This window comes from Enterococcus sp. DIV1089c (assembly GCF_050530965.1).
In the GTDB taxonomy this organism is placed as follows: domain Bacteria; phylum Bacillota; class Bacilli; order Lactobacillales; family Enterococcaceae; genus Enterococcus_B; species Enterococcus_B hirae.
Genome location: NZ_CP172888.1, coordinates 695,277 through 714,728, shown reverse-complemented (window position 1 = coordinate 714,728; position 19,452 = coordinate 695,277). Strand labels below are relative to the sequence as shown.

Genomic DNA, 19,452 nt, shown 5'->3' with positions numbered 1-19,452 from the left:
TATCCTACCATAATTTCACAAAAAACTCTTGAAAAACCAGTCGAAAGTCCTAGAGAAATCTTTATTTTTTTTAGGTACAATGAAACTGACAGAAAATGATCGTTGGAATTAAAAGAGGTTAGGAGTGACAATCGTATGATACGTAAAAAAACACTTTATGGAATCCTAGCATTTTTTGCTATTTTATTTGGAAAATTCTTTCTGAAAAAGAAACAGCCAACCACCAAAGACTTTGATCCAACGCAATATCATGGAACCTGGACCTTTATAGATAAAAATCAACAAAAACAACAACTACTGGTCACAGAAACGTTTGATTTATCTATCAACGGTCACTCCTTAGTAACGGAATTGGTCGAACTAACTCCACAGCAACTCGTCTTGCGAGATCAATATGGTTTTTATTTGATTCTATCATACAGTGATACGACCTTTTATGATGAATCATCCGATACTTCTTATACGTTGACAAAACAAAATAGTTCCTCAAAAGAGGGTGTGACAAGAGCGGCTAACTCTGAGAAATAAGTCGAAGAATTTCCAAAAATCTCCTCCTGTTTTTGGAATTCTTCGACTTATTTTTGATAGAGCCACTTCTTGAACGACTTTTAGAGCAAGTCCTATATCCCAAACTCTTTTCATTCCCTTCATCATTGATTTACCTTTCTGTATTTCTTCGTTTATTTTACGTTTTTTGTCTAGAAAAATAGTCATTTGATGTTTTTTTTGATAAACTTACTAATGATGGTTTCATACCATGAAAGGATGATTAAACATGACACCAAATCGAGAAGATTACTTGAAAATCATTTTGGAATTAGGCGGAGACACGACAAAAGTAAATAATAAACAAATCGTTTCCAGTCTTGCTGTGTCTCCAGCTTCTGTTAGCGAAATGATTTCCAAACTTGTGAAAGAACAACTCGTTGAGCATTCTCCTTATCAAGGAGTTCAACTTACGGAGACTGGCTTACAAAAGGCAAGTAGTTTGATTCGCAAACATCGTTTATGGGAAGTTTTTTTAGTCGAACATTTAGATTATAGCTGGAACGAAGTCCATGATGATGCTGAAGTGTTGGAACATGTGACTTCAGAACAACTTGCTGACCATTTAGAAGACTATTTGAATCATCCTATGCACTGTCCACATGGTGGAATTATTCCTAAAAAAGAACAAGTGGTTCATGAAGAACGTAGACAAACATTAGAGTCTTATCCAGTTGGTTCTAAAGTTCGCATCGCTCGAGTGTTGGATGAAAAAGAACTATTGGACTATCTTGTGACGATTGACTTAAACATTGATGAAGAATACGAGATTGTAGATGTTGCCGCTTATGAAGGACCGATCACAATCCAAAATCAACAAAAGAAAATCCCTGTCAGCTTTAAAGCAGCCAGTACGATTTTTGTCGACAAATTATAAAGGAGTACACCCATATGGCTAATGAAAAAAATGTCTTATTTACAATCTTTGGTGGTACAGGTGATTTAGCACAACGCAAATTGTATCCTTCCTTGTTCCGCCTTTATAAAAAAGGAAATCTAGGAAAACATTTTGCAGTAATCGGTACTGCTCGTAGACCTTGGAGCGATGAACATTATCGTGAAGTGGTCGCTTCGACGATCCAGTCCTTGAATCCGACTGAAGAAGAAGCAAAAGAATTTGCTAGTCATTTCTACTATCAATCACATGATGTAAATGATTCTACCCACTACAATACTTTAAAAGACCTAGCTGACCGCTTAGATGAAACCTACCAATTAGCTGGCAATCGCATCTATTATTTAGCCATGTCTCCAGAATTTTTCGGTACGATCGTTTCTCATCTTAAATCGCAACATATCGTTACTGAAAATGGTTATAATCGCTTGATCATCGAAAAACCATTTGGTTCAGATTATCAATCTGCATTCGAGCTGAATGAAAAGATCCGTCAAGTCTTTCCTGAACAAGATATCTTTAGGATTGATCATTATTTAGGTAAAGAAATGATCCAAAATATCTCAGCAATTCGTTTTGCTAATAACATTTTTGAATCACAATGGAACAATCGCTATATCGATAATATTCAGATTACATTTGGTGAAGCTTTAGGTGTTGAAGATCGTGGTGGCTACTATGATCACAGTGGTGCTTTAAAAGATATGGTCCAAAACCACATTCTACAAGTACTAGCACTTTTAGCGATGGAACCTCCTGTCGCCTTTTCTGAAAAAGAAATTCGTGCAGAAAAAATCAAGGCACTGAAAGCTGTGCGAATCTATGAAAAATCTGAAGCATTAAAAAACTTTATCCGTGGGCAATATGCACCTGGTGAGTTAGATGGTAATACATTTAAAGGCTATCGTGAAGAAGATAAAGTAGATCCTGAATCTACTACCGAAACTTTTGTAGCTGGGAAGTTTGTCATTGACAATTTCCGCTGGTCAGGTGTTCCCTTTTATGTGCGCACTGGGAAACGTTTGACAGAAAAAGGAACTCGGATCAATATCGTCTTTAAACAAGTCCCAGTCAATGTTTTTAAAACTTCGGTCGAAGATGAACCTTGTGAAGATAGAACATTACCACCAAATGTTTTAACGATTTATATCCAACCAACGGAAGGTTTCTCTTTAACATTAAATGGAAAAGAGGTTGGACAAGGGTTTAACACTGAATTTAGAAGATTAGAGTACCGCAATAGCGCTGAAATGGTTGAAAACAGTCCTGAAGCTTATGAGAAGCTACTTTTAGATGCTTTAAAAGGTGATGGTACAAACTTTTCACATTGGGAAGAAGTTGCTCAATCTTGGCATATCGTCGATGTCATTCGTAAAGCTTGGGATCAAGTGGAACCTGACTTCCCTAATTATAAAGCTGGAACAATGGGACCAGAAGCTGCATTTGAATTGCTGGAAAAAGATGGGTTTGAATGGATCTGGCAACCAGATGGCTGGTACCGTGATCGTGGAAAGCTAGAAGACTAGCTGTGTGTAACGTTTAAAAGTAAAAATTTACTAACATTAAGAGTCTGGGATATTAATCAGTTATGTTCTGATTAATATCCCAGACTTTTTGGCTCCTCTCGGCTCTATATGGATAATGAAATCACTCTATTAAAACAAAAAACATCAAAGCTAGTAACTCTTACTAACTTTGATGTTTTTTAGATAACTTTCCTTTAGTCACCAAACATGACCAAATTTTTATTCAAATCCTTCTGCCACTGCTTCTGGATAGTTTTCTTCAACGATGTGCGCACAGCGTCCACATAAGTGTGGTAATTTTTCATCAACGCCTACGTCTTTGCGGATTTGACGACAACGATCGCATGTTTGTCCGTCAGCTTTTTCTACTAAAATGGCTACGTCATCAAATTTCACCGCAGCTTCTGGTACTTCTGAGTTAGCTGACATCACTTCATAGTAATCTGGTGACACGATCAACAATTGTGGAATATCCGCATCCACAGCTGTCAGCAATCCACGAACTTGTTCATTTGGATAGATCGTCAACTTCGCTTCCAAAGATTTACCGATCAATTTATTGTTTCGTGCTTCTTCTAAAGCTTTTAACACTTTATCACGGAAGTCCATAAATGCTGCCCAAGTATCCATCAATTCTTCTTGATTTGGATACTCTTGGTAACCTGGAAGTTCACTTAATTGAACAAACTCTTCTTCTTCTTTTAAGAAAGACCAAATTTCTTCTGCAGTATGTGGAATAATCGGTGTTAATAATTTTGTTAAAGCTACTGCTGTTTGATAAAACACAGTTTGCATGCAACGGCGTTGGTAATCATTTTCTGATTCGATATAAACAACATCTTTAGCAAAATCCAGATAGAACGCAGATAGATCTACTGTTAAAAAGTTCATTACGGTACGATAGATGTGCATGAAGTTATATTTCTCATATCCTTCTTCACGAATTTCTTTAATCACTTCGTTCAATCGGATAGTCATATATTTATCTACAGAACGTAATTCTTCAAATGAAATCGTATCTTTTTGTGGATCGAAGTCTTCAGTATTTGCAATCAAGAAGCGCATCGTATTTCTGATTTTGCGGTAAACTTCTGCTACTTGACTTAAAATGTCCATGGATACACGTACATCTGCTTCATAATCTACACTTGCTACCCACAAACGTAAGATATCCGCACCAAATTGTTTGATCACTTTGTCTGGTAAGATCGTGTTACCTAGCGACTTACTCATCTTACGCCCTTCACCATCTAAAGTGAACCCTTGAGAAAGGACAGATTTATACGGTGCAACCCCATTGATTGCCACACTTGTGGTAATACTTGAATTGAACCAGCCTCGGTATTGATCAGAACCTTCTAGATACATATCAGCTGGGAAAGATAGTTCTGGACGTTGACGTAAGACTGCTTCGTGAGAAGAACCTGAATCAAACCAAACATCCATGATGTCTGTTTCTTTCGTAAACTCTCCATTCGGTGATCCTGGATGCGTAAAGCCTTCTGGAAGAAGATCTTTCGCTTCTTTCTCAAACCAAATGATTGAGCCATGTTCAGCAAATAGTTGTGCTACGTGTTCAATCGTTTCAGGCGTAATGATTGCTTCTCCATTTTCAGCATAAAAGATTGGTAATGGCACACCCCATGCTCGTTGACGTGAAATAACCCAGTCGCCACGATCACGGATCATATTGTAAAGACGTGTTTTGCCCCAAGGAATGATCCAATCTACTTTCTCTACTTCCTCTAAAATATTTTGTCGGAAATCGTCGATTGAGGCAAACCATTGTGGTGTAGCACGATAAATCACAGGTTTTTTCGTACGCCAGTCATGAGGATAACTATGTGTAAAGAAGTCAAGTTTTAATAAAGCACCTTTTTCTTCTAACAAATCAGTAATCATTGGATTCGCTTTGTCGTAAAAGACCCCTTCAAATCCTGGTGCTTCTTCTGTATAAACCCCTTTTGAATCTACTGGAGAAACTACTGGCAATTTATATCTGTTTCCTGCAATATAGTCATCTTCCCCGTGACCTGGTGCTGTATGAACTAATCCAGTACCAGCGTCTAAAGTTACATGGTCACCTAAGATGACTAATGATTCCCGCTCATAAAACGGATGCCAAGCAGTCATGTATTCCATTTCCTGACCAGCAATCTCTTTCAACACCTGAACATCAGACCAACCGATTTCAGTTTGAACTTTTTCTAATAAATCTTTTGCAACGACAAATTTACGTCCATCTGCTTCGATTAAAACGTACGTATAAGTTGGATTTACTGCAATCCCTTGGTTTGCTGGTAATGTCCATGGCGTAGTTGTCCAAATAACGAAAGCTGTATCTTCATCTAACAACCCTTTGCCATCTTTCACATTGAAAGCCACAAAGATAGAAGGAGACTTCACATCTTTATATTCGATTTCTGCTTCAGCAAGTGAAGATTCACTTGACGGAGACCAATAGATTGGTTTCAATCCTTTATAGATATAGCCTTTTTCAGCCATTTTACCGAAAACACGGATTTGTGCCGCTTCGTAAGAAGGATCCAAAGTGACATATGGATGCTCCCAATCGCCTGCCACTCCTAGTCGTTTGAAATCTTCTCGTTGTTTGTCGACTTGTGAAAGGGCATATTCACGACATTTTTCTAAGTACTCTGACATTGTCATTTCTTTTCGTTTGATCCCTTTATTAGCTAATACTTGTTCAATCGGTAAACCGTGAGTATCCCAACCTGGAACATAAGGTGCACGAAATCCTGACATTGATTTTGAACGGATAATGATATCTTTACTGATTTTATTTAATGAATGTCCTAAATGGATATTTCCATTTGCATAAGGAGGTCCATCATGTAAGATGAAACTTGGCTTTCCTTCATTTAATTCTTGTCTTTTTTGATAAATTTTATTTTCTTCCCATTCTTTTTGCCAATCCGCTTCACGATTAGGCAAATTACCACGCATTGGGAATTTTGTTTTACCTAGTTGTAAGGTTTCTTTCATTTTCATAAACCAGTTACGCTCCTTCTTTCATCATTTTAAAGAACACAAAAAAGCATGTTCATCCAAAGGGACGAACATGCCGTGGTACCACCCAAATTCAGTTACATGATCATGTAACTCTTAAAAACCAATAACGAGGTCAACCGTTGTTTCTTACTCCTATTTCAGAAACAATTTTCGTAGAGGATCTTTCACTTTGCAGGGTCTTGCCGAACTTCCACTATCATCGGCTCGCTGAAAAGAATGACAAAATGCTTTTCTGTTCTACTCTTCGTCATCACCAGGAATGATCGAAATATCGATCGCCTGTGTATCAAATGCAGTCATTGGTGCTTCCATGATGCCTGTGTCTGAGTTTACATCAGTTTGATTTTCATTGTCAAGTTGTTTTGCTAAAACTTCTTTGATCACTTCATGACTATCTGACACATAGCTTGAGAAAGGTTGTAAAATTTCATCCCATTCTGGACTTTTTACTTGTTCTAATTGAGATTCTAACATCAAGCTGATTCGTTGGTGGAAAACTCGTGTTTTTTTCTTTAAGTCTTCTGTTTCAACTGCTAGCTGTTTTGCTTTTTCAGTTGCATCTGTTAGGATTTGTCTTGCTTTTTCTTCCGCATCTGTCGTTAATTGGTGCGCACGTTTTTCAGCCGTAGCCACTAATTCATCCGCTTTGTTTTGAGCAGATGTCACGATTACTTCGGACTCTTTACTTGCACTTGTTTTAACTTTATCCGCTGTGTCTTGAGCAACGATGATTGACTGATTCAATGCATCTTTTAGTTCATTGAAATATTCTAATTTTTCTTCTGAATGTTTCACTGCTTTTTCAAGTTCACGGTTTCGTTGCGTGATTTCTTCATAGTCACGAACAACTAAATCTAAGAAATCATCTACTTCGTCTTGATTGTATCCCCGCATTTTTGTGGGGAATGTTTTGTTTTGGATATCTAATGGAGTTAAAGCCATGTGTAAACCACCTTTTTGTTTTATTTACGTAATACACCAAATAATACCCTGTATTTTTCTTTTTTGGTTTTTCCTTCAAGTTCTTGAATTTGGATTCGACCAAATCCTCTGATCGAAACGATATCTAATAACTCAAGTAAAAAATCAGGGCGTGTATTTTCTGTCCAATTTACTTTTACTTTTCCAGACTCAATCAGCTGCTTCGAACGCTGTCTGGAAATATTATAAATCTCCGAGATCACGCTGTCTAGTCTCAATGAAGTCACTGTACCTCTTTCTTGTGTCCAACCATCTTTTGGCACAAGTAATTCCGTATACTTGATTGGCTCCATCCGAACAGAGACTTTGCCGATTTTTGTTACTTGCGTTGCTACAAACTGTTCAACTTCTCTTGCAATGAACACTTGCCAGCGATCACCATCAGAAATGATATCACCAAAGTAAGCTCGTTTGATACCTGTACCAACCAATGTACCTAATACTTTTCCATGAGTCAAACTAGCAAACTTACTCGGATAATGGATTTCATAAAGTGACACCTCAAAATCTTCGTCAGTAGGCTCATAATAGTCAGGAAAAATCAAACATCGCTTCCGTTCTGCTTGCTCATAACCGCCATAAAATGAAAAGTGTAATTCACTATCTTGACGGATCAGCGTCTCTAGTATATAGGATTGTCTTGGATCAAGAAAGTCAGTAAGATAAGGTGCATATTGCCCTTGTACCTGTTCGATCCAATCACCTACTGAATCGATGAAAGAACGTTCATCTGCACGGAAATGCTGATAAACATTAGCATCCATATTTTCCCCTCCTATCAGCTACTCCTTTGATCGTTTTAATAAATTGCCATGACTATCCATAAAACGATATGTTGAAGACCTTGTACTGCTAAGTTTAAAATCAAGATCGCAGCTAGAATCGTAAAATCAATTCCACCAAATCGAAGTGGAAGCCGATCAAATAACTGGATATACGGTTCACAGATTTTTGCTAAAAAGCGACCAATCCCTGATTGATATCCTCCTGGAAACCAGGATAAAAGTGCATAAACCATTAACAAAAGACTGTAAAAGTAGGCTGCTCGTCCCAGCAGATTAAGTAATATAAAAATAATATAAATTGTCGTTCCTCCTCTTATAGGTCAAATAGGTTCACGTCTGCAAAAGATTGTGCTGTTGAACTATCGATTTCCATTCCAGTTGGCGTGCATAGAAAAATCTCGTCACCTACTCGCTTAATGTCACCATCTAATGCATAAACAGTGCCAGTTAAAAAATCAACGATTCTTCTCGCTTGTTTTTCTTCTACTAAATGGAAATTTACTAATGTTGCTTCACCAGCAATGATTCGTTTGGCAATAGCCATTGCTTCAGAATAAGCTCGTGGTTCCATGACCGTAATTTTTCCAGCTAAATTTGTTTTAGGTGTAAAAGAAGTTTTTGCTGTTTCTTCTTTACGTGTTTTTTTAGCTGGTGTTTGATGTAATTCAATCACTTTTTTTGTTTCATTTGCCGCTACACTTTCACGAGCAACAGGACGTGTTGTTTGTTGCGCACGTGGCTTTGAGACAGCTCTTGGCTGGCTCATTTGAGATTGTGTTGGCTGTATTGGTTTCTTTTTTGTTGTAGGCTGTGCTACAGCCGGCTTAGATGTTTCAGGATACTCCTCGTACTCTTCCTCATCAGCTAATCCGAAAAAATTAGCAATCGCACCTCTATTTAAAAGTGGCATTATTGTTCCTCCTCGTCTTTGAATAGCGCTGTTCCTACACGGATGAATGTGGCACCTTCTTCGATTGCCAGTTGAAAGTCCTGACTCATTCCCATGCTTAATTCCGTACATGGTGCATGCGAAAAACCTTTCGAATGAACAAGATCACGCAATTCTTTCAGCGTTCCAAATACTTTGCGAATTTGTTTAGCAGAAGCCTCTTTAGGTGCCATCGTCATTAAACCAACAACCTTTATTTTAGACAAAGCAACTAAAGATTCGATAAAAGGAACCAGCTCTTCTGGCGAAAAACCATGTTTGGATGCTTCACCAGATACATTCACTTCCACAAAACAATCGAGGGGTTTTGTTGCCCTTTTTTGTATTTCTTCTGCTAATTTCAAACTGTCTAATGCGTGAAAGCAATCAATTTCATTTATAATCAATTTTACCTTTCTACGCTGCAAATTACCAATTAAATGCCACTTTACATCAGGATAATTAACTAAATCTTGTTTTTTTTGTAACAATTTATCTACGCGGTTTTCTGCGCAGTTTTTTACACCCTGTTCAATCAATTTTTCTGCCGTAGCAGAATCCACTGATTTGGTGACAGCGACTAGTGTGACTTCTTTCGGATCACGATGAACAAGAGCACACGAGTCCTGAATCTCTTGCTCGATTTTTAGCAAGTTGTCAGCAATCATGTGCTCTTCCTCCTTTATTTTTTACGACGGAAAAATGGTGGTGTACTTAATTCATCGTCACCTTTTGCTTTTGTTTCTTCACGATTGAATGTATCAAATTCTTTTTTTTCGATAGGTTCAAAATTCGTTTCTTCAACTCTAGGACGGACATTTTGTTCACGTCTGATGTCCCAGTCACCAAAACTGCTATTTTCTTCTTCAGCAGAGATTGGTTTTGCTTGATCCATATCTAAAACTGTTTTTTGAGTAGATGATTGCATTTGTGCTTGTCTAGCCGGACGACTAGACTTGCGTTCCTTTTTTGATTCGTCGATACCCGTTGCAATAACCGTTACACGGATTTCATCGCCCATTTCTTCATTGATTGATGTACCTAGAATGATGTTAACATCGCCTGTAGCAGCATTTGCTACGATATCTGAAGCATCTTGAGCTTCAAATAAAGTCATGTCTAATCCACCAGTGATGTTAAGCAAGACTTGCTCAGCTCCATCGATTGATGTTTCAAGAAGTGGAGAAGAAATAGCTTTCTTCGTTGCTTCGATCACACGTTCTTCACCGCTTGCTACACCGATACCCATTAACGCTGTTCCTTGGTTTTCCATAACAGTTTTCACATCAGCAAAGTCAAGGTTAACGTAACCTGGGGCTGTAATCAAATCTGAGATCCCTTGAACCCCTTGACGTAATACATTATCAGCTTCACGGAAAGCTTCTAACATTGGTGTTTTCTTGTCAACTACTTCAAGAAGACGGTTGTTTGAGATAATCAATAATGTATCGACATTTTCTTTCAAACGTGCGATACCTTCAGCAGCAAATCTGCCACGTTTTGGTCCTTCAAAAGTGAATGGTCGAGTTACGACACCGACAGTTAAAGCACCAAGTTCTTTAGCAATTCCTGCTACGATTGGAGCAGCACCTGTACCAGTTCCGCCTCCCATACCTGCAGTAATGAAAATCATGTCAGCGCCATCTAAGGCTTCGCGTAAAGCTTGTTCACTTTCTTCGGCAGCTTTTTGTCCAACTTCTGGTTGAGAGCCTGCACCTAGTCCGCGTGTATATTTAGGTCCTAATTGGATAACTGTTTCAGCTTTTGAATTTTTCAATGCTTGGACATCTGTGTTGGCAGTGATGAACTCAACACCTTTTACATTTTCTTCAATCATACGGTTAACAGCATTTCCACCGCCGCCACCGACACCGATGACTTTGATTACTGCGCCGTCATTGATATTATTATCAATTGAGAATTCCATATTTTATTCCTCCCAGGATGAATTAATCAAAAATTTTTGAAAAGAAACCTTTAATTTTAGTTGTTACATCTTCGTCTGATTTCTTTTGTTCAGGTTCGTCGTAGACCGTTTCTTCTGGTACATCATAGCTATCATTATCATATGATGTCACTTCTTGTTCTACAGTTGTGTGATGCGCGACCACTGTTTCACCTGTCACAGCAATTTTAGCCAATTGATAGACTTCACTCAAGTTAGCTGAGTAATCCACGATGCTGATTACATTAGTAAAGACTGGATTACGAAGTCCCATTTGGTTAGGTACATATAGCTTAACATTCACACCAAAAATCTCTTGTGCCAGATCAACAACACCTGGAAGGCTTGCAGCACCACCAGTTAGTACGATACCACCAGGTAACTCTAGTGCTTCGATTTGGTCTAACGCTTCTTTGGCTTTATTGAAAATCTGTTCCATACGGGCTGAAATCACTTCTGATAAATAGCGTTCATCCACTTTGACAGGTTCAGATTGACCGATCACATCTACTGGAAACTCTTCATTTGCAGAAGTACGTTCTGGATAAGCATCCCCATAATTGATTTTTAACGCTTCAGCATTATTGAATGACGTATTCAACACAATCGAGATATCTTTTGTGACGAACTCGCCACCTTCTTGATCTAGACTAGTGAACTTCAATTGTTTGTCATGCATAACAGCTGTTGTTGTTTGTCCACCGCCCATATCAATCACGATCGTTCCAAAATCTTTTTCTCCATCTGAAAGGATTGTTTCTGTTAAAGCTAATGGTGTAATGACTAATTCATTGACAACCAATCCTGCATTTTCTACACATTTACGGATATTATGAACAATCGTCTTTGGCCCAGTAAATAACAAGCCATACATTTCTAATCTGACACCGATCATTCCACGAGGATCTTTGATTCCTTCGAATCCATCAACGGTAAAGTCTTGTGGCAAAATTGATACGATTTGACGTTCAGGAGGAATTGAACGAACAAGGGCAGCTGAAGCCACGTTTCTGACATCTTCATCGGTGATTTCTTTCGAATCCCCGTTTACTGCAATCATTCCTTGGCAATTTTCCACTTCAAGCAAGTTTGCTGGTAGACCAACACTAACCCCTTTGATCTGTATCCCTGCTTTTTCTTCTGCTTGTCTTACTGCTCGTTGTATCGCTTGGACCGTTTTATCGATATCAACGATAATGCCGCGGTTAATCCCTTCTGATTTTGCGTTTCCTACTCCAATAATATTCATTTGGCTGTCGATATATTCAGCCACGACAACTTTGACAGATGTCGTTCCAATATCAAGGCCTACATACATTCCTGTTTTTGCCATGAACGGGATTCCCTCCTACTTACTATTCCATATACAAGCGAACAACTAACGTCCGTTTTTAAATATACTTTAATAGATATATTCACTGCCTTCAATTCTACCATAAATTACCGGTTTTTAGAAAGTAGATTATCACTTTTTAAAGCTGTTTTATTAATTTTCGGTTAAATCTGAAGACGATGAACTTGAATTGTCATCGATTTGGCTAGATTCACTTGTATTCTCTGACTGACCTGCTTGATTTGACTCAACTGATTCCGAAGATTGGTCTGACTGATCACTTGATGCTCCCGATTGTCCTGTGAGATTTTCGGTAGAACTTGTCTGCACAGATGGATCTGTTGCTTCGCCATTCTCCTTCTTGCTTTCACTGTAAGGATAAGAGAAAATCCCTACCTCCATATCAATGACGCCCTTTTCTTTCATCTCTTTAGCGACTTGTGGATAATATTTCATTTGACTGGCTAGATTTTGAATATTGACGATCACTTGGTTCCCATCATTCATATTTAGTTGGATCAAATTTTTATTGCTCTCTTTTGGTGTATATTTGATTTCTGAAATTGCTTTTTGTAATTCTGAAGTTAATTGATTATATTCTTTAACCAATTGACTAATTTTGGCGTTATCTGTGAAATTCTCTAGAATTGGTAAATTCTTAGTCGGATTTGCTACTTTTTCCTTTAAGACTTTCCCATTTTCGATTACAGGAAAATATTCGCCGTCCTTCATCACTAAAGCAATCTCTTTGTATTCTTTGATAGCCAACTCAAAAGTATTGATTGACTTAAAATGCAATTGTGCGCTCTCTACTCTTGGTTGTTCTTTTTTCAATGTATCAAGATATTGGTTTTTATGGAAATACTGACTCCAAACATTTCCATCAATTGCCAAATGAGAGTCGGCAATGACTGTTTGACTCGTAATCATTTGGTTCCCTGAAACTGTTATCCCTTGCAGTCGACTATAAGGGGAAACATAATAAATCAAAAAAATCAGTGGGATCGTTAGGATTGAAATAATAAAAGTCAGTCTTCGATAAAGAACTTTATTTCGTTGATTTTTCAGATTCGGTAGCCGATTTAAAAAAGAGCCATTATAAGGACTACCAATTTTTGGTTGTTCAATTTTTTCAAATGGCTCAGAGTCTCCTTTTTTCATTGGATCAGAAGCGGTTGCTTCTTGCTTCTCACCTTCCGCTGAGTCTGCTTCTTTAGTAGCGGAAGTGGATGCTGCCGGCTCATTTGTATTTTCATTTTTTTCTTCTTTTTGCTCTTCTTTTTGTTCTTCCTTTTTTTCGTGTTCTGCCAAATATTTCCGGTTGGCCTTTTGCCAAGGAGTTAGATTTTGTTCACCCTCAGATTCATTTGGCAGCTTGTCTGGCTTTTTTTTCTTACTCACTAAGACCACACCACCTTTATTTTTGAATTAATGATTTTACTAGCTCGTACATTCTTTCTGATGCGTCTGGGATTCCTTGCTGTTTAGAAGCTAAAGACATTTGTTTTTGTAATTGATCATTAGTCATGATCTCTTCAATCGCTTGTTTTAGGGAACGTCCATCTAATTCGTCATCTTTGATCATCTTCGCTGCATTGTTTTTGACTAAGCTCATTGCATTTTTTGTCTGATGGTCATTCGTCACATAAGGACTTGGAATTAGAATAGCTGGCAAACCTAAAGCTGTTAATTCAGCAATCGAAGTCGCACCTGCTCTACCAACCAATAGATCGCTTGATGCCATTACTTCTGCCATTTTATTGATATAAGGCTGTATGCTGACATTGGCACAAGCAGGAACTTTCGTTTGGATATCTTTATAATAGCGTTCGCCTGAGGCATAGAGAACCTGGTATTCCTGATCGAACGACATTAAAAATTCTGTCACTGCCTGATTGATTTTTAAAGCCCCTTGACTACCACCAAAAATCAAGACTGTTTTTTTCTCTGGATCAAGACCATAAGTGGCTATAATTTTCGATTTATCCATATCCGCAACTTCTTGCGCCCGAGGATTACCGATCAAAGACGATTTTTCTGCAGGAAAAAATGGAGCAGCATCTTCAAAAGAAAGTGCGATTCGATCCACATAGCGACTTAAAAATTTATTGGTGATGCCAGGCACACTATTTTGTTCATGGATGATCGTAGGAATCGCTAACTTAGATGCCGCATAGACTACTGCACCCGACACGTAGCCTCCAGTCCCAATCACCACATCTGGTTTAAATTCTTTTAAAATTTTTTTTGCTTCTCGAATACTTTTTAAAAAAAGTTGGATAGTCTTCAGATTATATAGCGAAAGTTTTCGCTGAAATCCTTGTATTTCTAGCGTACGAAAAGGCATTCCGGTCTCAGGAACAATCTTATTTTCTAAGCCTCTTTGCGCTCCAACGTACATAAACTCAGTATTCGGCTCTTTTGTTTTTACATAATTGACGAAGGCTAGTGCTGGATAAATATGCCCGCCAGTTCCGCCACCAGTAACCAAAATTTTCATTCATTCTCGCTCGTTTCTACTTTTGTATAGTTAGTTTATTGACAGCTTCCATAAACCGTTCGCCTCTAATTTCAAAATTAGGGTATTGATCCCAACTTGCATTTGCTGGTGACAATAAGATCGAATCACCCTCTTCACTCAATTCAAGGGCGATCGGTACAGCGGCTTCTGCATTTTCAGCTGCCTTGATCACAGGGATATCTGCTTTCTTACCCGCCTCTGCTAATCTATTTTGAGTTTCCCCAAAAGTGATCAACGCTTTGATGCCTTTTAAAGCTGGTATCAACTCATCAAATGAATTTCCCCGATCCAGACCTCCAGCGATTAATACTAATTGATCTAACTGAAAACCACTTAATGCCATTTTAGTAGCTAAAATATTAGTGGCTTTTGAATCGTTATAAAACTTCCTTCCTTGAAATTCCCCCACATACTGTGTACGATGCGGTACTCCATGGAAATGGTGTAAAGCATTTTTGATCGCTTCATTTGAGATACCATATAATTTAGCAACTGAGATGGCAGCTAGTGCATTCTCAACATTGTGTGAACCAGGAACACCCAATTCTGTAATATCCATGATTTTTTCTTGGTTATAGTAGATACTGCCATCTAAAGAATAGGCACCTTTAGGTAGTTTTTGTTCTGTGGCAAAAGGTAACACCGTTGCTTTAGTCTTTTTACTGAGTTCTCTTAGCTCTTCTTGATTCCAATTCAAGATCAAATAATCTTTCTCTGTCATATTCTGTTGTAAATGCCATTTTGCTTTTACATATTCTTTTCTCGTTTTGTGGTAATCGATATGAGCCTCATAAATATTGGTTACTACTGCTACATGGGGACGAAAATCAGTGATTCCCATCAATTGGAAACTAGATAGTTCCATAACGATTTTATCGTCAGCTGTTGCTTCTTGCGCCACACTACTAGCTGGATAACCGATATTCCCGGCTAGGCGAGCTGTTCCTGGCAAATCACCAGCGTTCAATAACAAGCCTGTCATAGTTGTTGTTGTTGTTTTACCATTTGTTCCTGTAATCCCAATAATCGGACATTCCGCTACCTCGTAAGCTAATTCCACTTCCGTAATTACCGGAATACCCAGTTCTTGTGCTTTTTGAACAAATGGATGACTATACGGAATCCCCGGATTTTTCACCATCAAAGAAAATTCTTCATCCAATAATTCAATCGGATGGCTTCCAGCAATCACTTTGACTCCCAGTGATAGCAACTCTTGTGCTTCTGGATTTTCATCAAACGGCTTTCCGTCATTAACAGTGACAAGTGCGCCCAACTCATGTAACAGTTTGGCCGCACTAAATCCACTTTTCGCTAATCCAAGAACAAGGACTTTTTTGTTTTCATATGTTGAAATTTTTTTCATTTCCTGTCATCTCCTACCAAATGAACCATAGTGTTATTAAAGAAGTTACAATACTTACTAACCAAAAAATGATGTCGATCTTCCATTCCGACCAACCACACATTTCAAAATGATGATGGATAGGAGACATTTTGAAGATACGTTTTCCTGTTAATTTGAAAGAAGTAACTTGAAGCATCACACTTGCTGTCTCCATAACATAAATCAAACCAACTAATAACAATGTCCACTCTTGGTTTAGCATAATAGAAATTGCTGCCAATAATCCACCTAATGCCAGAGAACCAACATCGCCCATGAATATTTTGGCTGGTTTACGATTATAAGCAAAAAAGCCAAGTAACCCACCAAGCACACTTAAACAAATAACTAAGACATCATATTGTTGTTGATGCCAAGCAATGATCCCGTACGTTGCAAAAGAGATCGTTCCTAGTCCAGCAACTAATCCGTCAATCCCATCTGTCAGATTAACCGCGTTTGAAAAACCAACAAGCCAGAAAATAGCAAATACCCCATAGAATAGTCCAAGTGGCAACTCTATTCCAAAGAAATTTAACGTACCAGGATAGCCTTCTGAACGATAGACAAGATAAAAAATGATCCCGCCAATGATCTGCCCTAGCAGTTTTTGTTTAGAGTTTAGCCCCATGTTTCGTTTTTTAAAGATTTTAATGAAATCATCTAAAAATCCGATCACACCATATAAAGCTAAAACAAATAGTAGGATGAAAAGAGTAGGCGTCAACTGATTTTGCCAAGCGCCAACCCAAATTCCGGTTAATATTGCTGCAACTAAAAACACCAATCCACCCATCGTTGGAGTTCCGGCTTTTACATTATGCCATTTTGGTCCTTCTTCACGAATCGCCTGCCCTTGTTTTTTCATTTGAAAATACCCAATAAATAGTGGCATTGCTGCAATAGTCATTGCACAACTACTAACGATAGGAATCAATGCTTGTGTCCACTCCATACTCTTTTTCTCTCCCAATTCTATTCTTATTCTTCTAATGTAAAACTTAATTTTTTATCAGTGATTTTTTCATAGGGTGCTAAACTTTGCTCCTTACAGTAACCATCGCCATGGAAGGTGACTTCAACCCCTAAGATTTTCCCTAACTTCATAATATCTGCTTTGGACCAATCGGTGACATCAGGCATTAGCTTTTCTCCGCCTGTATACAAGATCAGTTTTTCGCCAGAAATCAATTGATCACCATTTGCAGTAGATTGTTTCTTCACTTTTTTCCCATCACCAACAACGATAGGTTGCAATCCACTTTTCTGTGCATCTGCTGCGGCAACGTCAGCACTTAGATTACGGTAATCTGCTACAGTGATTTTTTCTGTTTTTGCTTCTGGTGAATTTTCTTCTTCACTTTCTTGGAAGTCCATCGCACGTTTCATCAATGGATTAGCGATTTTAGCTAAAGCCATTCGATCGTAAGTCTTAGGATGTTTCATCGTAATGTATAAAACATACTCAGGATCTTCAGATGGAACCATTTCGACGATGGAATATAAGTATGCTGTATCGCCAGTTTGGTACCCACCTTTATCAGAAGCAATCTGTGCCGTACCAGTTTTAGCTGAAACATTATAACCCGGCACACTATATACCCCATATGCACTACCATAATTTTCGCTTTCAACTACGTCACGCATATATTCTCGTACTTTTTCGGTCGTTTCTTTTGAAAATGGTTGCCCCAATACTTCCGTTTGCGTTGTACGCTCTTCATTCGTTGCAGGATCTACAACTTTACTGATGTAGCGTGGTTGGATCATCGTTCCATTATTTGCGACGGAAGTGAAAGCTTTCATCATTTGGAAATTTGTAACACCAATCGCTTGCCCATAAGAACTCATTGCGCGGTCAACGATATTTTCTGTTGGCAAAGCACCATTTACTTCATCATCTAGACCTGAATGAGTACTTTGACCAAAGCCTAATTTTTGTAGGTAGTTGTACCAAGTACCGCCCATTCGTTGTTCCAGCATTACCATCCCAACATTACTTGACCAAGATAACGCTTGTCGCATCGTAAGAACTCCTTTTGCTCCAAAATCGTGGTCGTTGATCGTCGCGTCAGCAACTTTTATTTTCCCAGATTGGTACGTTTCATTCTCATTGAATTTCCCTTCTTGGATCGCTGCTGCAGTCGTGAAGACTTTCATAGTTGAACCAGGCTCATAGCTATCTTGCACTAAGAAATTACGCCAAACAGCATCCTTGCCGGTTAAGCCTTCCATCGTTTCAGGATTAAAAGTAGGTCGTTGACCCATTGCTAGAATTTCTCCAGTTTTAGCTTTCATCAACATGGCTGTTAATTCTTCTGGTTGGTATTCTTCATTCACTTGATCCATAAGCGTTTCAAGGTAACTTTGTAAACGACTATCCAACGTCGTATAGATATCTTGTCCGTCAACTGCTTTCACTTCTTCTGCCACTGTTCCTGGTAGAGGATTTTGGTAGTTGTCTTTTTGGTAAACGATCTTCCCATTTTTACCACTTAAAATATCATTATAAGCAGCTTCTAGTCCGAGCTTTCCAACTAAGCCATTTTCATTTTTATCTGGAACAGCATAGCCGATAAAGTGGGAAGCAAATTCACCGTTAGGATACATCCGTGCGGGATGATCTTCAAAATACAGACCGACTACTCCTGCTTTCTTCATATCGTCTTCTATATTCTGTTTGGTCTCTTGACTGATATTTTTTCCATAAGAACCAAATTCAACTTGATATAGATTATTTTTGGCGCCATCTTTTAAGATTTGTAAGGCATCGTTCTTTTCTATAGAGAGATTTTTATTTAGTATCTCGGCGATTTTGTCAAAGTTCTTTTCTTCGGCATACAATTTTTTGTCACCAGAAGTATAAGTTTTTGAAAGGATTGCTTTGATTGAGTAAGAAGTGGCATCTTCTGCCAAAGCGACCCCATTCCGATCATAGATCGTTCCTCGTTTTGCTTTTACGACCTCGCTCCCTTTGTAAAGTTGTTCGGTCTTTTCTGCCAAAGAGGTTCCTGCCACGTGACCACCGATCACGATATAAGAAAAACGAACGGCAAATAAAAAGAACAATCCAATACTCGTAGCAAATAAAATGATACCTACTTTTTTGCGATTGTTCGTCGGATTTAGATTTTTCTTTTCCATAAACCGCCGGAATTTATTTTTAAGACTCATTTACTTCACTTTCCTTAAATTGTCGTCATTGATTGACAACCCTTTTTCTTCTGCGATTTTTTTGATTCGTTCAGTACGTGATAATTCATTTTTTTCCTGTACTAAACTAGTTTTTTCTTGGTTTTTTTGAGTGATCTCTGTTTGAATCGTTGTGATTGCTTTTTCGACACCACTAATATTTGTTCGTAACATGACTGTTAAGACACATAGTGCGATCACTGAAAAAATAATACTTACTACTGCTAATTTTTCTAAAACAGAAATATGTTTTAGGCGTTTAGCCGGTGATTGAGGGCGTATGATTTCTTGATTTGAATCTGGCAATTGTTGTTCTGGTTGATCAACCACTTCTGGTAAATCATATGGATATTCTTGGACTTTTTTTAATTCTGCCATTA

General features: G+C 38.2%; 17 protein-coding genes and 1 other annotated feature. Of the genes, 3 read left to right on the top strand and 14 right to left on the bottom strand.

Annotation, left to right across the window (positions count from 1 at the left end; genetic code table 11):
• Positions 1-135 precede the first annotated feature (135 nt).
• The 3 genes from IGL30_RS03395 to zwf all read left to right on the top strand — a co-directional run bounded on the left by IGL30_RS03395 (position 136) and on the right by zwf (position 2,967).
• Complete coding sequence (locus IGL30_RS03395; protein WP_010738194.1) at positions 136-528, top strand: DUF4828 domain-containing protein; 393 nt, start codon at positions 136-138, stop codon at positions 526-528.
• Between the two features lie 247 nt (positions 529-775).
• Entirely contained in the window at positions 776-1,423 is a 648-nt protein-coding gene (locus tag IGL30_RS03390; protein ID WP_010719768.1) for a metal-dependent transcriptional regulator, read from the top strand.
• A 14-nt stretch (positions 1,424-1,437) separates the two neighbouring features.
• Positions 1,438-2,967 carry a glucose-6-phosphate dehydrogenase gene (zwf, locus tag IGL30_RS03385; RefSeq protein WP_010719769.1) on the top strand — a complete coding sequence of 510 codons (1,530 nt, stop codon included), beginning with the start codon at positions 1,438-1,440 and terminating at the stop codon, positions 2,965-2,967.
• A gap of 219 nt (positions 2,968-3,186) precedes the next feature.
• Here zwf and ileS read toward each other — a convergent pair whose 3' ends face one another.
• From ileS to ftsL, 14 genes are all read right to left on the bottom strand, one after another.
• Positions 3,187-5,979 (bottom strand): isoleucine--tRNA ligase, encoded by a 2,793-nt coding sequence (gene ileS / locus IGL30_RS03380; RefSeq protein ID WP_088745121.1) that lies wholly within the window; start codon positions 5,977-5,979, stop codon positions 3,187-3,189.
• Positions 5,980-6,036: 57 nt separating this feature from the next.
• Positions 6,037-6,254: a binding site (T-box leader), on the bottom strand.
• Complete coding sequence (locus IGL30_RS03375) at positions 6,238-6,942, bottom strand: DivIVA domain-containing protein (RefSeq protein WP_010719771.1); 705 nt, start codon at positions 6,940-6,942, stop codon at positions 6,238-6,240. (Overlaps the previous feature by 17 nt.)
• A 20-nt stretch (positions 6,943-6,962) precedes the next feature.
• Positions 6,963-7,745, bottom strand: a complete 783-nt coding sequence (locus IGL30_RS03370; RefSeq protein WP_010738197.1) for an RNA-binding protein — start codon at positions 7,743-7,745, stop codon at positions 6,963-6,965.
• A 35-nt stretch (positions 7,746-7,780) separates the two neighbouring features.
• Positions 7,781-8,050 (bottom strand): YggT family protein, encoded by a 270-nt coding sequence (locus IGL30_RS03365; RefSeq protein WP_034686156.1) that lies wholly within the window; start codon positions 8,048-8,050, stop codon positions 7,781-7,783.
• Between the two features lie 29 nt (positions 8,051-8,079).
• The gene (locus tag IGL30_RS03360; protein ID WP_010719773.1) at positions 8,080-8,676 is read right to left on the bottom strand and encodes a cell division protein SepF; all 597 of its coding nucleotides are present in this window, start codon (positions 8,674-8,676) and stop codon (positions 8,080-8,082) included.
• Positions 8,676-9,362, bottom strand: coding sequence for a YggS family pyridoxal phosphate-dependent enzyme (locus tag IGL30_RS03355; RefSeq protein ID WP_010719774.1), 687 nt, complete (start codon positions 9,360-9,362; stop codon positions 8,676-8,678). Before IGL30_RS03355 ends, IGL30_RS03360 begins: the two co-directional genes overlap by 1 nt.
• A 14-nt stretch (positions 9,363-9,376) precedes the next feature.
• Positions 9,377-10,621, bottom strand: a complete 1,245-nt coding sequence (gene ftsZ, locus IGL30_RS03350; RefSeq protein ID WP_088745122.1) for a cell division protein FtsZ — start codon at positions 10,619-10,621, stop codon at positions 9,377-9,379.
• Positions 10,622-10,643: 22 nt separating this feature from the next.
• On the bottom strand, positions 10,644-11,972 hold the full coding sequence (gene ftsA / locus IGL30_RS03345; RefSeq protein ID WP_010719776.1) for a cell division protein FtsA: 1,329 nt from the start codon (positions 11,970-11,972) through the stop codon (positions 10,644-10,646).
• Between the two features lie 153 nt (positions 11,973-12,125).
• Entirely contained in the window at positions 12,126-13,373 is a 1,248-nt protein-coding gene (locus IGL30_RS03340) for a cell division protein FtsQ/DivIB (RefSeq protein WP_123875026.1), read from the bottom strand.
• A 16-nt stretch (positions 13,374-13,389) separates the two neighbouring features.
• Entirely contained in the window at positions 13,390-14,472 is a 1,083-nt protein-coding gene (gene murG / locus IGL30_RS03335; RefSeq protein WP_010719778.1) for an undecaprenyldiphospho-muramoylpentapeptide beta-N-acetylglucosaminyltransferase, read from the bottom strand.
• A gap of 16 nt (positions 14,473-14,488) precedes the next feature.
• Positions 14,489-15,859, bottom strand: a complete 1,371-nt coding sequence (murD, locus tag IGL30_RS03330) for a UDP-N-acetylmuramoyl-L-alanine--D-glutamate ligase (RefSeq protein ID WP_123875025.1) — start codon at positions 15,857-15,859, stop codon at positions 14,489-14,491.
• Between the two features lie 13 nt (positions 15,860-15,872).
• Entirely contained in the window at positions 15,873-16,835 is a 963-nt protein-coding gene (mraY, locus tag IGL30_RS03325; RefSeq protein ID WP_010719780.1) for a phospho-N-acetylmuramoyl-pentapeptide-transferase, read from the bottom strand.
• 26 nt (positions 16,836-16,861) lie between these two features.
• The gene (locus tag IGL30_RS03320) at positions 16,862-19,054 is read right to left on the bottom strand and encodes a penicillin-binding transpeptidase domain-containing protein (RefSeq protein ID WP_010719781.1); all 2,193 of its coding nucleotides are present in this window, start codon (positions 19,052-19,054) and stop codon (positions 16,862-16,864) included.
• Positions 19,055-19,450 (bottom strand): cell division protein FtsL, encoded by a 396-nt coding sequence (ftsL, locus tag IGL30_RS03315; RefSeq protein WP_123875024.1) that lies wholly within the window; start codon positions 19,448-19,450, stop codon positions 19,055-19,057.
• Between the last annotated feature and the right edge of the window lie 2 nt (positions 19,451-19,452).

What these genes read in the sequence shown, in the direction of transcription:
- IGL30_RS03395 (WP_010738194.1), top strand. Translation starts at nt 136, where the DNA reads ATGATACGTAAAAAAACACTTTATGGAATCCTAGCATTTTTTGCTATT.
- IGL30_RS03390 (WP_010719768.1), top strand. Translation starts at nt 776, where the DNA reads ATGACACCAAATCGAGAAGATTACTTGAAAATCATTTTGGAATTAGGC.
- zwf (WP_010719769.1), top strand. Translation starts at nt 1,438, where the DNA reads ATGGCTAATGAAAAAAATGTCTTATTTACAATCTTTGGTGGTACAGGT.
- ileS (WP_088745121.1), bottom strand. Translation starts at nt 5,979, where the DNA reads ATGAAAATGAAAGAAACCTTACAACTAGGTAAAACAAAATTCCCAATG.
- IGL30_RS03375 (WP_010719771.1), bottom strand. Translation starts at nt 6,942, where the DNA reads ATGGCTTTAACTCCATTAGATATCCAAAACAAAACATTCCCCACAAAA.
- IGL30_RS03370 (WP_010738197.1), bottom strand. Translation starts at nt 7,745, where the DNA reads ATGGATGCTAATGTTTATCAGCATTTCCGTGCAGATGAACGTTCTTTC.
- IGL30_RS03360 (WP_010719773.1), bottom strand. Translation starts at nt 8,676, where the DNA reads ATGCCACTTTTAAATAGAGGTGCGATTGCTAATTTTTTCGGATTAGCT.
- IGL30_RS03355 (WP_010719774.1), bottom strand. Translation starts at nt 9,362, where the DNA reads ATGATTGCTGACAACTTGCTAAAAATCGAGCAAGAGATTCAGGACTCG.
- ftsZ (WP_088745122.1), bottom strand. Translation starts at nt 10,621, where the DNA reads ATGGAATTCTCAATTGATAATAATATCAATGACGGCGCAGTAATCAAA.
- ftsA (WP_010719776.1), bottom strand. Translation starts at nt 11,972, where the DNA reads ATGGCAAAAACAGGAATGTATGTAGGCCTTGATATTGGAACGACATCT.
- murG (WP_010719778.1), bottom strand. Translation starts at nt 14,472, where the DNA reads ATGAAAATTTTGGTTACTGGTGGCGGAACTGGCGGGCATATTTATCCA.
- murD (WP_123875025.1), bottom strand. Translation starts at nt 15,859, where the DNA reads ATGAAAAAAATTTCAACATATGAAAACAAAAAAGTCCTTGTTCTTGGA.
- mraY (WP_010719780.1), bottom strand. Translation starts at nt 16,835, where the DNA reads ATGGAGTGGACACAAGCATTGATTCCTATCGTTAGTAGTTGTGCAATG.
- IGL30_RS03320 (WP_010719781.1), bottom strand. Translation starts at nt 19,054, where the DNA reads ATGAGTCTTAAAAATAAATTCCGGCGGTTTATGGAAAAGAAAAATCTA.
- ftsL (WP_123875024.1), bottom strand. Translation starts at nt 19,450, where the DNA reads ATGGCAGAATTAAAAAAAGTCCAAGAATATCCATATGATTTACCAGAA.